The following is a 13,082-nucleotide window of genomic DNA, read 5'->3' as shown; positions in this document are numbered from 1 at the left end:
TGGAGCGATCGACCAGGGTGAGGTAGCCGTCGGGGCTGATCTTGCCGACGTCGCCGGTGCGCAGCCAGCCGTCGTCGAACTTGTCCGGGTCGATCATCGTGCCGTCGGGGGAGTAGTAGGACGCGGTGATCCACGGTCCGCGGACTTCCAACTCACCCAGCGAGACTCCGTCGTTGGGTACGACGTTGCCGTCGTCGCCGACCAGTCGCGCTTGCACACCGGCAGGGAATCGGCCCTGGGTGTAACGGAACTCCCACTCCTGCTCGCCGGTGACGCCCGCGGGCGGGTGCGCGACGCTGCCGAGCGGTGAGGTCTCGGTCATGCCCCACGCCTGGACGATGCGCAAGCCGTACTGCTCCTGGAAGGTCCGCATCATCGACGGTGGCACAGCCGAACCGCCCACCACAGCAGCGCGAAGGTGCGAGATGTCCTGTGGCCGTGCGGCCAGGCCGGCGAGCACACCGCCCCAGATGGTCGGCACGGCGGCGGCGAAGGTCGGCTTCTGGTCGGCCATCATCTCGAGCAACGGGCCCGGCTGCAGGAAGCGATCCGGCATGAGCAGATTCGTGCCGGCCATCAGCGCCGCGTAGGGCAGGCCCCAGGCGTTGGCGTGGAACAGCGGCACGATCGCCAGCACATTGTCGGATCCGGTGCAGCCCATGCCCATCGGCGACGCGACCTGCATGGCATGCAGCCAGTTGGAGCGGTGCGAGTAAACGACACCCTTCGGGTCGCCGGTGGTGCCGGAGGTGTAACACATCGCGGCGGCCGACCGCTCGTCGATCACGGGATAGTCGAACGTGTCGGGGTGCTCGGCGAGAAGTTCGGTGTAGGAGTGCACCCGAACGCCTTCGGGCGCCTGCAGCGCCGAGGCGTCGCCGTTGGCGACGATCACATGGCGCACCGTGGTGAGCTTCGGCAGGTATTGGCCGAACATCGACAGCAGTGAGCCGTCGACGATGACGACCTGGTCCTGGGCGTGGTTGGCGACATAGACCAGTTGCTCGGGGAACAGGCGGATGTTGAGCGCGTGCAGCACCGCGCCCATGGCGGGTACGGCGATGTAGGCGACCATGTGCTCGTTGTTGTTCCACATGAACGTCGCCACCCGGTCGCCCACACCGATGCCGAGTCCACGCAGCGCATTGGCCAACCGCGCTGCCTCGGCGCCCATTTCGCGGTAGGTCATGGTCCGAACGCCGCTGCCGGTCCAGGTGGCAACGGTGCTGTCACCCTGGAAGGTGGAGGCGTAGTTCAGCAGTGTCGCCAGCGAAAGCGGCTCGTCCTGCATGGTGCTCAACATCGGTGTGGTGTCTCCTGTGGATATGTGTCGCATCTGGTGGTCCTCGGTAGGTGGGATGGTCAGCCGAACACTTGCGGCAATTGATGGCTGGTTCGGCCGGTGAACTGAGGGCGTCTCTTGCCGAGGAACGCGTCGACGCCTTCTCTGCCGTCGCCGATGCTGGTGTAGAACATCGCCAGCGAGTCGACTCGGTGCGCATCGATCGGGTGCGGCTGCGCGCTGTTGCGGTACATCATGTGCCGTGTGAGTGAGGTGGCCACGGGTGAACGGTCGGTGGTGAACTTTCGCGCGAGCGCGTACGCCGTCGCCAACAGCTCGTCGGCCGGCACCACTGTTCGGACGAGACCCGCCTCGAACGCGGCATCGGCGCTGAGGATTTCCGCGGAGTAGGTCCATTCGAGGGCGCGGCTGATTCCGACGATGCGCGGCAGGAACCACGTGCTGCACGCTTCGGGAACGATGCCGAGCTTGCCGAAGACGAATCCGATGCGCGCTTCACTGCTGGCGATTCGGATGTCCATGGGCAATGTCATCGTCGCCCCGACGCCGATCGCGGCGCCGTTGATGGCGGCGATCACGGGTTTGGTGCACGCGAAGATGGCCAGAGCTACGCGTCCCCCAGTGTCGCGCACACCCTGCTGGATCGACGGATCGGTCAGTCGCTGGTGCATGTCTGCGGGGGTGGGCCGTGCGGATTCGTCCAAGCCGAACACGTTGCCCTCGACCGACAGATCCATGCCGGCGCAGAACGCGCCTCCGGCGCCGGTCACCACGACCGCGGCGATCGTGTCGTCACGGCTCGCCTGCTCGAAGGCGTGTACGAGTTCGTCGGCCATGGTCACGGTGAACGCGTTGAGACTCTCAGGGCGGTTCAGCGTGATGGTCAAGATCGACTCGTCCGCCTGGTAGCGCAGTGTTCGATAGTTCACCGGCGTGCTCCCGGCGCGGCCGATCCCGGTGCCTGGTCCTGCCAGGTCGACTGCCGCATGAACCGTGTTCTCACTGTGTCCGTCCTCAAAGATTGTGCCGTCGATGATCGGCCGGAATCGAAGGCATCCGACCGGTCGTTTTGCCCTTCCGCCTCGACAGGTGATCGCGATGGGCGAGCGTGGTCCTGCCGGGCGCCTTCTCCAGCAGGACGGGACAAGCTGTAAGTCTGAGCAGCGCTGGTGAACAGAACTTGCTTCTGCGCGACAATAATTTGACTCTTCCCGACATATCGATTCGCCGCGAACGGGGCTCGATAGCGACATCCGGATGCTGAATCGCTGCCTCTACGTCGGGCTTGGAGATGCAGAACATCACTGCTCAGAGTGTGTTTTCGGCGTCGCCTCGGAGGGTTGGTTCGCGCTGCCCGATCGGAGCGGCGTGCCATCCGGGGCCGGGCTGTATGCAACAAAAACTTGATTCGTTGCTACGTTTGTGAGTATGTTGCATTCATGAGTGGTCCCGGTCACAGCAAGGCTCAAGCCGATCAAGCGGTCGCTGTCGCACGACGCAAGTTCCTCGAGGGCGACCGGCTGGATATGCAGAAGCTCGCCACCGAACTCGGCGTCGACCGGACAACGCTGTTCCGCTGGGTCGGCAATCGCGATCACCTGCTCGCCACCGTGCTCTGGTCGCTGGCCGAGCCGACCCACCGCGCGGCGGTTGCAGCGACTGCTCGTAGCGGCGCGGCCCGGATCGCTGATGCGACCCACGCATTCGGCCAGGCCCTGATCGACGCACCGTATTTCCGTGCATTCCTGCGCCGGGAACCCGAGCGTGCGTTGCGTCTGCTCACGACGAAGGAGAGCCCGGTGCTGAACGAAATCGTCGGCGCCGTCGAGCGTGTGGTGCAGCAGGAACTCGACCGTGGCCACCTCATCCACCCGATGGCGGCACACGATCTGGCCTACCTCATCGCGCGGATCACCGAATCGTTCATCTACGCAGACCTCATCACCGGAGATGAACCGGACGCGGGCAAGGCCGCCATCGCGGTGGCTGCGTTGCTCGGCGACCCCACATATACACCGAAGGGAACGTAAGTCATGACTGTTAGCGGGCAATGTCGCCCCGAATTCGACGAGCTCCGAACCGAGTTCGAGAACAACATCGTCGCCGGAGAGGAACTGGGCGCCTCGATCGTCGTCGACATCGATGGTGACGTCGTGGTCGATCTGTGGGGCGGATTCTGCGACAGTGAGCAGACACGGCCGTGGGAAGCCGACACCATCACCAACGTCTGGTCGTCGACGAAGACCGTCGCGAGCTTGGCGGTGCTGATGTTGGTCGACCGGCAACAACTCGATGTCCGGGCGCCGGTCGCTGAATACTGGCCCGAATTCGGTGCCAACGGCAAGGACCGAATCGAGCTCCGTCATCTGTTGTCGCACACCTCCGGCGTCGCCGGGTGGGAGCAGCCGTTCGGCATGGACGACCTCTACGACTGGGAGCTGGCGAGTTCGCGCCTGGCAGCCCAGAAGCCCTGGTGGGAGCCGGGCACAGCCTCGGGCTACCATGCCCAGAACTATGGCCAATTGCTCGGCGAAGTCGTTCGCCGAGTCTCCGGGATGACCCTGGCGCAGTTCGTCGCCGACGAAATCGCGGGCCCGCTGGGAGCCGACTTCCGCATCGGCGCAAGCGAATCGGATTGGCCGCGCATCGCCGACGTGGTTCCCCCGCCGCCACTGCCGATCGACCTCACGGCACTGCCCGAGGACAACTTGCTTCGCAAAGCCCTGGGAACCCCACCCCTGGATGCGGCGGCCGCCAACACCGCCCCGTGGCGCCTCGCGGATCTCGGTGCCTACAACGGCCACGGCAATGCGCGGTCCCTCGCTCGCATCATGTCGGTCATTTCCCGCGGCGGCACCGTCGACGGCGTCAGCTTGCTGTCCCCGGCCACGATCGAGCTGATCTTCGAGGAACAGAGCAACGGCCGAGATCTCGTACTCGGTGTCCCTCTGCGGTTCGGCATCGGCTTCGGCCTGCCCGAACCTCGCACCCTCTCCTACATCCCCGACGAGCGGATCTGCTTCTGGGGTGGTTGGGGCGGATCGATGGTCGTCATGGACTTGGACCGGCGTATGACCGTCACCTACATGATGAACAAGATGGGCCTGGGCATCCTCGGTTCACCGCGGAGCGAGGCATATTTGCGCGCGGTCTACCAGACGATCCACGCCCAAGCGGTCTAGCGCAGCCTCGCCGCGATCAGGCTGGCTCGATCGCCACGCTTGGGGCGGCTCAACTGCCCGAGCCTTTCCGGTTCATTCGCCACCGGATTCAAACACGCACGGTCACAACGTGATTCGATTCGACAGCGGGAGTACAACGATGCGAGCTCTTGTCCAAGGACCACTACGTTCCCTGGGAGAGTTCTTCTTTCTGTCGCTCGACGCGTTCCGTGGCATGGTGACCTGGCCGTTTCAAGGTAGAGAGTTCCTCGATCAGTGCTGGTTCATCGTTCGGGTCTCGTTGCTGCCCACCTTGTTCGTCGCACTTCCCTTCACGGCGTTGATCAGTTTCACCTTCAACATCCTTGCCGCGGAGTTCGGTGCCTCGGACATCGCGGGCGCGGGCGCGACGCTCGGTGCGGTGACCCAGGTGGGGCCGGTTGTCACCGTGCTGGTCGTCGCCGGCGCAGGCGCAACCGCGATCTGCGCCGACCTCGGGTCGCGGACCATCCGGGAGGAAATCGACGCACTCGAGGTGCTCGGCATCGACCCGGTCGTCCGGCTGGTCGCCCCACGGGTGCTCGCATCGACCGTGGTCGCACTCCTGCTCAACGCGCTGGTGTGCGCGATCGGCATCGTGGGGAGCTTCTTCTTCTCGGTGTACTTCCAGAACGTGACACCGGGCGCGTTCGTCGATGGAATTCCGCTGTTGACCAGACTGCCCGAGCTGGTGATCTCCGAGGTCAAAGCAGGGATGTTCGGTCTGATCGCCGCACTCGTCGCCTGCTCGCGCGGCCTCACCGTGCGGGGCGGGCCCAAAGGTGTCGGCCAGGCGGTGAACGAGACGGTGGTCTACGCATTCATGGCTTTGTTCTTCGTCAATATCGCCCTCACGGCGATCGGCATCAAGATGACAGCAGGTAGCTGAATGACGCTGGCAGTACCTCGATTCACCTCCCGACCGGCTCGTTTCCTGTTTCTTCGCGTCATGGCAGTGAAGCGGGCGTTCGACGAGATCGGCAGGCAAGCGGTCTTCTATCGCACGGCGATCGTCGAAATCCCGATCGCACTGGCCAACTACCGTCGCGAAACGCTGCGGCTGATCGCCGAGGTCGCACTCGGGTCCGGTGCCTTGGCAGTCATCGGCGGCACGATCGTCATCGTCGGATTCCTGACGATGTCGGCCGGGGCTGTCGTTGCCCTGCAGGGCTATACGACGCTGGGCGACGTCGGTGTCGAAGCGCTCACCGGATTCATCGCCGCCTATGTGAATGTGCGGGTAGCGGCCCCGGTGATCGCCGGGGTAGGCCTCGCGGCGACGATCGGCGCCGGGGCGACAGCCCAGATCGGTGCCATGCGCATCTCGGAGGAGATCGATGCGCTCGAAGTGATCGGTGTGCGCTCGATTCCGTATCTGGCATCAGCGCGGATCCTTGCCGGCATGGTGGCGATCGTTCCTGTGTACGGCGTGGCCGTCATCGCCTCGTTCCTCGCGAGCCGCACGGCAACGGTGCTCGTCTACGGGCAATCGGGCGGCGTGTACGACCACTACTTCTACACCTTCCTCGTGCCTACCGATCTGTTGTGGTCGTTCCTGCAGGCGATATTGATGGGACTGGTTGTGATGCTCATCCACACCTACTTCGGCTACACCGCCAGCGGTGGGCCAGCAGGCGTCGGCGAGGCAGTCGGTCGGGCTGTCCGCGCGTCACTGGCTGCGGTGGTTTTCGTGACGTTGGCTGTGTCGCTGGCTGTATACGGCACGTCCGGCAAATTCAACTTCGCCGGATGATCGGGAGAGTGCGGAAGGGGCCGCGGGAACCCCATGTCACCACAGCAGGAGTCCTGTTCACCGGGTGCGTCATCGTGGTCGCCGCACTCGTCGTCGCCCAGTTCCGGGGCGAGTTCACCGACAGCGTCACCATCAGTCTGCTGGCACAGCGGTCCGGAGTGAATCTCGAAGCCGGGGCGAGGGTGAAGCTGCTCGACGTGCAGGTCGGCAGTGTCGGAAGAATCAGGGAAGAAGGCGAGTTCGTGTCGATCGAGCTCGATCTCGACCCGGACCACGCACAGTCGATTCCGGCCAACATCGGCGCCGCGATCGAAAGCACGACAGTCTTCGGCGCGAAATACGTCGCCCTGCAGATTCCGAAAAATCGTTCGATCCAGATGATTTCGAGCGGAGACACGATCGACAACCGAGATGTCACTCCCGAGATCAACACCCTGTTCCAGCGGCTGACCGCGGTCTTGGAATCCGTCGCACCCGAGAACCTCAACGCGACCCTCTCGGCGATCTCCGACGCCCTGCGTGGTCGGGGCCAGCAATTCGGGCGCACAATCGATCAAGCCGATGAGTACCTGACCCAGCTGCACCCGAGCTTGGACAATCTGCAACGCGACCTGGCAGCAACGGCTGAGGTCGCCACGATCTACGCCGACGCCGCGCCGAACGTCATCGAGATCCTGCGCTCGCTGTCGACGACCGGAACGACGGTGGTCGACAATGCCGACGGACTCGACAGGTTCTTCTTGGCGGCCATCGGTGTGGGACGCGCCGGTGGCGAACTACTCGACGCAAACGGTCGAGCCACCGAATCTCTGTTGCGGTCGATCCGCCCGACAGCCGAACTGCTCGACAGGTACTCACCCGCGCTGCCGTGCTTTTTCCAAGGTCTGGACAAGGCGCGGGCCGACATCGAGACCTTTGTCGGTGCCGCGGTGCCGGGAGTCAACATCAGCGCCACGTTCCTGGCAGGTGAAATGCCCTATCGATACCCTGACGACTTGCCCAAGGTCGCTGCCAGTGGTGGTCCGCGGTGTGGCGAACTACCTCACCTCGACATCGCCAAGGGCCCAGCGAAATACCTCGTCACCGACACCGGTGTGAATCCGTACCGGCCTACCGATCGACCGGCGCAGCTCAACGTCCTGGACTTCATGCTCTACGGCATCCCAGGAGGACCGCGATGAGGAACGCTCTGAAGTTCGGCGGTTTCGCCCTCACGATGATCATGGTTCTCGGACTGCTCGTGTTGGTGCTCGGTCGTATCCGTCTCGACGGCAGGACCGACTATCGCGCCGAATTCGCCGATGTGTCCGGCCTCACCGAGGGTGACGTCGTCCGCATAGCCGGCGTCGACGTGGGCCGCGTGGGCGAGGTCGAGCTGCGCGGCAGAAACGTCGACATCGTGTTCGACGTCGCTCGCGACATCCGGGTTACCCGTGACGCGCGCCTGAAAGTTCGCTACGCGAACTTGCTCGGAGATCGATATCTCGAGCTCGTCAACGGCGATCAAGTAGGCGACCCGATGCCGGCGGGGGCCACCATTTCGTCAGCGCACACTGCGCCGGCCCTCGACATCGATTCGCTCCTCGGCGGGCTTGCCCCGCTGACTCGGTCGCTGGACCCCGATCAGATCGATCGACTGACCGGTGAGCTCCTCCGCGTCCTGCAAGGGCAGGGCGGAACCATCACCGGCGTCTTGCAGGAGATCGCGGTCCTCACCAGCTCCCTGGCCGATCGTGACGCCCTCATCGGGTCGGTCATCACCAACTTGGGTGCGGTACTGGCCACCGTCGGCGACGACAGCGGCGCGCTATCTCGTGTGATCGACCACCTTCAGCAACTGGTCTCGGCCCTGGCGGAGAAGGGAACCCCGGTCGCGGACGCGCTCGCGCACGTCGAATCGGCCTCCACGACGCTGACGGAACTGCTCGTCGCGGACCGCCAATCACTGCGAGACTCCATCGCCCAGACCAACCGCGCGGCAACACTTCTCGACGACGGTAGGGCGCAGGTCGAAGCCGTCCTCACCGCTTTGCCCGATGCCTACCAACGGCTGACCCGGCTGGGCGCTTATGGCAGCTTCTTCAACTTCTACCTCTGCGCGGTGACGTTGAAGATCGACGGCCCAGCCGGAGCTCCGATCGTCACGAAACTCGTGCAACAGAAACAGGGCAGGTGCGTGACACCACAATGAGGCGATACGAGAACCGAAACACACTGCGAGCCGGTCTCGTCGGCGGAGTCCTCGTCCTGGCGACCGTCGCCACCGTCTCCAACTACGACCGACTGCCCGTGCTCAACTCCGACAACGAGATCCGCGCGATCTTCGCCGACGCGGGTGGGCTGAAGACAGGCGATCGCGTCGAGTTCGCGGGCGTGAACGTGGGGTCAGTGCGTGATATCACGCTGCGGGGCACCGACGTCGAAGTGACGATGCGAGTCCGCGCCGATCTTGCTCTCGGCGCCGCTCCCAGTGCGCAGGCCCGGACACGCACCGCGCTCGGTCGCAAAGCGATCGTGCTCACGCCGAGCGCCGACAGCAAGCAATTCGACCACTCCTCCGCGATTCCCCTGGAACGAACGCGATCACCGTACGACCTGCCCACCGAGCTCGGAAAACTCACCGACAACGTTGCCGGAATCGACACCGAGCAGCTGTCCGAAGCTCTGCACACGACATCCGGTGTGCTCGAAGATGCCTCGCCAGAACTCGACGACGCGCTCGACGGCGTCGCTCGATTGTCGGCAAGTTTGGCCTCTCGCGACGAGACCTTGAGGCAGCTGTTCGCCGACGGATCGAAGGTCACCGGCGTGCTGGCCGAACGCAGCAGACAGATCAACACCCTGGTGATCGACGGCAACCGTATCCTCGCCGAGCTGGACGCCCGACGATCGGCGATCGCGAAACTGTCGAACGCGTTGTCGGCCGTCGCCCAGCAGATCAGCGGCCTCGTCGACGACAACCGCCACCAACTCGCACCGACACTGGCGCGCCTGAACAGCGTGCTCGACCTGCTCGAGCGGAACAAGAGCTCCATCGACGCCGCGCTGCCAGGCCTCGTCAAGTACATGGGAACTCTCGGTGAGGCCGTCGGTAGCGGCCCGTTCTTCAACGCCTACGTCGGAAACCTGATTCCCGGCCAGCTCATTCAACCGTTCGTCGACGCCGCCCTGGGCGACGGACGGGTTCCACCTCCGGAGGCGCCGCGATGAAGAACAACCGAAAGATGTTGGTAGGCAGCACGATCGCTGGACTTCTCGTCGTGATGGCGGTCATCAGCTACGGGATCGTTCCACGGCTCAACGACAAGACGATCGTCGCCTACTTCCCCGCGGCAGTGGGGCTGTACCCGGGTGATGACGTGCGCATTCTCGGCGTCACGGTCGGTGTCGTGGACAGCATCGAACCAGAAGGCACCCGGGTCGCTGTCCACCTGTCCCTGGACCGACGCTGGCAGCTGCCTGCCGACGCGCAAGCTGTCGTCGTGTCACCGACACTGGTCACCGCCCGATTCGTCCAGCTCGCACCTGCCTATGCCGGCGGGCCAGAACTGCCTGACGGCGGTTCTATCCCCGAAGAGCGGACAGCGGTGCCGGTCGAGTGGGACAAGATCAAAGAACAGCTCACACGACTGGCGAAACGATTGGGTCCACAGCCAGAGGAGCCCGGAAGCCTGGGCGCCTTCGTCACCGACGCCGCCGACGCCATGCGAGGCAACGGAGCCACGTTCAATCAGACACTGACCGACCTGGCGCGGGCGATCACCACCTTGTCCGACGGCCGGAGCGACCTCTTTGCCGCCGTCCGGAACCTGTCGGTGCTAGTCGACGCGCTTGCGCAAAGCCACGCGCAGATCGTCGCGTTCGGAGATCGACTCGCAACGGTGTCCGAAGTCGTCGCGACCAGCGAGATCTCCGTGGGTGGTGCCATCACAGATCTCGATGCCGCGGTGGCCGACCTGAAGGTCTTCGTCGACGAGAACAGGGCGGGCATCGGTGACACTGTGGACAAGCTCGGCGGGGCCACACAAGCCCTGGTGGACCGGCGACGCGACCTCGAGCAGGTCCTTCATTCCGCGCCGACCGTGCTGGCGAACCTCGAGAACATCTACCAACCCGCACAGAACTCCCTGACTGGGGCATTGGCGATGACGAACTTCGCCAATCCGGTCCAATTCATCTGCTCGGCCATCGCCGCCGCCGGAGAACAAGGCGCCGAGGAAGCAACGAAACTGTGCATCCACTACCTCGGGCCATTGCTGAAAACCCTCTCCTTCAACTACCCGCCGATCGGTGCTGTGGTCGGGAACTCGGTTGGCGCACTGCCTGACCAGATCGACTACAGCGACCCCGCTCTCGCCCAGGCGCCCCCCGTACCGAACCGCATTCCCGAGCCTGTCCAGACGCCCGCACCGGCACCGTCGCTTCCCGGCTTACCAGGACTCATGCTGCCTACGTTTCCGCTGCCAGGAGGTCACCGATGAGTTTGTGCGCACGTCTGGTGGGCCTGCTCGGAACAGCATCCATTCTCACTGGATGCGGATGGACCGGACTCAACCAACTACCACTGCCCGGAGCCACCGGAACCGGGGAAGGCTCGTGGTCGCTCGACATCGAGATGCCGGACGTTTCCACGCTCACCGAGAATGCGCGGGTACGCGTCAACGATGTGACAGTCGGGACCGTCCGGTCGATCAGAGTCGAAGGTAGGCACGCACTTGTCACGGTTTCCCTCGAACCGCAAGTCGCATTGCCGGACGGCACAACAGCCAAGATCGGCGCCACGAGCCTGCTCGGCTCTGCACACCTGGAACTCATACCACCCGAAATGAGCTCAGCTACCACGGCTTTGCACAACGGTGACCGTATCTCGCTGGACCGCGCCGACGCCTATCCCACTACTGAGCAGACCCTGTCGACCCTGTCGTTCCTGCTCACCGGCGGAGGTGTCGGCAAACTCGCCGAGATCAACCGCGAAGTGGGTGACGCATTGTCCGGTAGGGAGGACACCGTCCGCAGCCTTCTCACCAACGTGCGTGACTTCACCGCGAGGCTCAACCAGCAGCGCGACGACATCGTCGCCGCGCTGCAAGGGCTCGACCGCTTCTCGACCATCGTCGCCAACGACCGCGGCACGCTCGACCACGCGCTTGTGACCTTGGACCCGGCGCTGGCGACACTTGATGCACAGCGCGAGAACCTTATCGGTGCGATCGACGCCATCGGCCGATTCGCGCGATCGGCAGACGCCCTCATCACGGCCAGCCGCGCCGACCTCGACGCCGACCTGCGGGCACTCGAGCCGGCGCTACGCGCACTGGCCGACTCCGGACCATCGCTGACCTCCTCGCTCTCGCTGCTGGCCACCCTGCCTTTCCCGATGAACACCTATCGCAACGCGATACAAGGCGACTTCGCGAACCTCTTCCTGAACCTGGACCTGACGACGGCTCGGCTCGACCGGGCGTTGCTGACCGGAACACCCGCGATGGGTCAGCTTGCCTCGCTCGGCGGCATCATCGGCCAGCTCCCACCCTTCCCCCTGACCCCGGGAAACCCACTCATCACCCCGCTGAACCTGGGCAACCCCCGGCCAACCGAACAAGGCGGTAACTGATGCTGCTGTCTCGACTCGTCAGATACCAGCTGATCGCCTTCGCCACCATCACCGTCCTGGCCGTCGCGTGGATCGGGATGAAGTACCTGCGCGTCCCAGCCATGCTCGGAATAGGCCGAAACACCGTCGAGCTGATCCTCCCCGCGGGCGGCGGGCTGTACGCCAAGTCCAACGTCACCTACCGCGGTGTCCAGGTCGGAGTCGTCGACAACTTGCGTGTCGACGACGACACCGTCGTCGTCACGATGTTCCTCGACGCCGCCATCGATATCCCCAAGACCGACATCATCGCGGAAGTGCACAGTCGATCCGCCATCGGCGAGCAGTACATCGAATTGCTCCCACAGACCGCCTCCGGCCCCTACCTGAACGACGGCGACACGATCGTCGGCGGTCGATTGCCCACACCCACCTCCGCACTCATCGACACGCTCGATTCGGCACTGGATGACGTCCCCCGTGGTGACCTGCGCGTCCTCATCGACGAAAGCGGCACCGCTTTCCGTAACCGCGGCAACGATCTTCAGCAGATCCTGGATGGAACAGGCGCCTTCATCGACGAGGGCCTGCAGAACATCGGCCCGACACGATCGCTCATCGACGGCGTGGGGCCGCTTCTCGCCACTCAGGTCGCGAGCGCGGAATCACTTCGCGCATGGACGGGATACCTCGATTCCATCACCCGAACCGTCGCAGACAGAGACGCGGCTCTGCGCAGTCTGATCGACAACGGCGGACCGGCGGGGGAGAGCGGCGCTGCCCTGTTCGCCGACATCCGATCCACCCTTCCTCGCGCACTCGGCAACCTCGGTTCCCTCGCTGATGTCCTGCGCATCTACAACATGAGTGTCGAGCAGGTCCTCGTCATCTATCCTGCGGTCGCGGTCGCGATCCAGAGCATCACCGCCGGCTCGGAACCATCGATGGGCAACCTCGACTTCAACCTCAACGTCAATGTGCCCCCGCCGTGCACGACGGGATTCCTTCCTCCCAGCCAACGGCGTTCAGCACAGGACTCGGATCCGACTCCGCTGCAGACCGCCGCGTTCTGTGCTGTCCCACAGAACGACCCGACCGTCGTCCGCGGCGCGCGAAACCTGCCATGTATCGAAAACCCCGGCCGACGCGCACCCACGGTCGAGCAATGCAAGGACCCCAGCGGCTACGTCCCGCTCGGTGAGAACACCCCCCTCGAGACGGGAGAGAAATGAC

12 protein-coding genes are annotated in these 13,082 nt (G+C 64.4%); 10 read left to right on the top strand and 2 right to left on the bottom strand.

Translation table 11 applies throughout. The features are described from left to right. Both ACFVW6_RS30045 and ACFVW6_RS30040 read right to left on the bottom strand, forming a co-directional pair. On the bottom strand, positions 1–1,303 hold a 1,303-nt coding region (locus ACFVW6_RS30045; protein WP_387793369.1), incomplete at its 3' end, for a long-chain-fatty-acid--CoA ligase. 59 nt (positions 1,304–1,362) lie between these two features. Further along, positions 1,363–2,232 carry a crotonase/enoyl-CoA hydratase family protein gene (locus tag ACFVW6_RS30040; protein WP_378830711.1) on the bottom strand — a complete coding sequence of 290 codons (870 nt, stop codon included), beginning with the start codon at positions 2,230–2,232 and terminating at the stop codon, positions 1,363–1,365. A 510-nt stretch (positions 2,233–2,742) separates the two neighbouring features. Between ACFVW6_RS30040 and ACFVW6_RS30035 the strand changes: the two genes are divergently transcribed. The 10 genes from ACFVW6_RS30035 (at position 2,743) to ACFVW6_RS29990 (ending at position 13,081) form a co-directional block, all read left to right on the top strand. Beyond that, entirely contained in the window at positions 2,743–3,333 is a 591-nt protein-coding gene (locus ACFVW6_RS30035) for a QsdR family transcriptional regulator (protein ID WP_378830708.1), read from the top strand. Positions 3,334–3,336: 3 nt separating this feature from the next. Continuing rightward, complete coding sequence (locus ACFVW6_RS30030; RefSeq protein WP_378830705.1) at positions 3,337–4,485, top strand: serine hydrolase domain-containing protein; 1,149 nt, start codon at positions 3,337–3,339, stop codon at positions 4,483–4,485. A 139-nt stretch (positions 4,486–4,624) separates the two neighbouring features. Next, entirely contained in the window at positions 4,625–5,392 is a 768-nt protein-coding gene (locus ACFVW6_RS30025) for an MlaE family ABC transporter permease (RefSeq protein ID WP_378831310.1), read from the top strand. A 60-nt stretch (positions 5,393–5,452) separates the two neighbouring features. After that, a complete protein-coding gene (locus ACFVW6_RS30020) occupies positions 5,453–6,256 on the top strand; it encodes an ABC transporter permease (protein WP_378831308.1) in 804 nt (267 codons plus the stop codon). Then, complete coding sequence (locus ACFVW6_RS30015) at positions 6,253–7,437, top strand: MCE family protein (protein WP_378830703.1); 1,185 nt, start codon at positions 6,253–6,255, stop codon at positions 7,435–7,437. The genes ACFVW6_RS30020 and ACFVW6_RS30015 overlap by 4 nt, the downstream gene beginning before the upstream one ends. Then, positions 7,434–8,447 carry an MCE family protein gene (locus ACFVW6_RS30010; RefSeq protein ID WP_378830701.1) on the top strand — a complete coding sequence of 338 codons (1,014 nt, stop codon included), beginning with the start codon at positions 7,434–7,436 and terminating at the stop codon, positions 8,445–8,447. The genes ACFVW6_RS30015 and ACFVW6_RS30010 overlap by 4 nt, the downstream gene beginning before the upstream one ends. Next, entirely contained in the window at positions 8,444–9,466 is a 1,023-nt protein-coding gene (locus ACFVW6_RS30005) for an MCE family protein (protein WP_378830699.1), read from the top strand. Before ACFVW6_RS30010 ends, ACFVW6_RS30005 begins: the two co-directional genes overlap by 4 nt. Continuing rightward, complete coding sequence (locus tag ACFVW6_RS30000) at positions 9,463–10,737, top strand: MCE family protein (protein ID WP_378830696.1); 1,275 nt, start codon at positions 9,463–9,465, stop codon at positions 10,735–10,737. Before ACFVW6_RS30005 ends, ACFVW6_RS30000 begins: the two co-directional genes overlap by 4 nt. Then, positions 10,734–11,870 carry an MCE family protein gene (locus ACFVW6_RS29995; protein ID WP_378830694.1) on the top strand — a complete coding sequence of 379 codons (1,137 nt, stop codon included), beginning with the start codon at positions 10,734–10,736 and terminating at the stop codon, positions 11,868–11,870. Before ACFVW6_RS30000 ends, ACFVW6_RS29995 begins: the two co-directional genes overlap by 4 nt. Next, positions 11,870–13,081, top strand: a complete 1,212-nt coding sequence (locus ACFVW6_RS29990) for an MCE family protein (RefSeq protein ID WP_378830691.1) — start codon at positions 11,870–11,872, stop codon at positions 13,079–13,081. Before ACFVW6_RS29995 ends, ACFVW6_RS29990 begins: the two co-directional genes overlap by 1 nt. The last annotated feature ends 1 nt before the right edge of the window (position 13,082 follow it).

The organism is Nocardia sp. NPDC058244 (assembly GCF_042882065.1).
Classification (GTDB): domain Bacteria; phylum Actinomycetota; class Actinomycetes; order Mycobacteriales; family Mycobacteriaceae; genus Nocardia.
The sequence above is the reverse complement of the archived record's forward strand: the minus strand, read 5'-3'. Positions and strand labels throughout refer to the sequence as shown.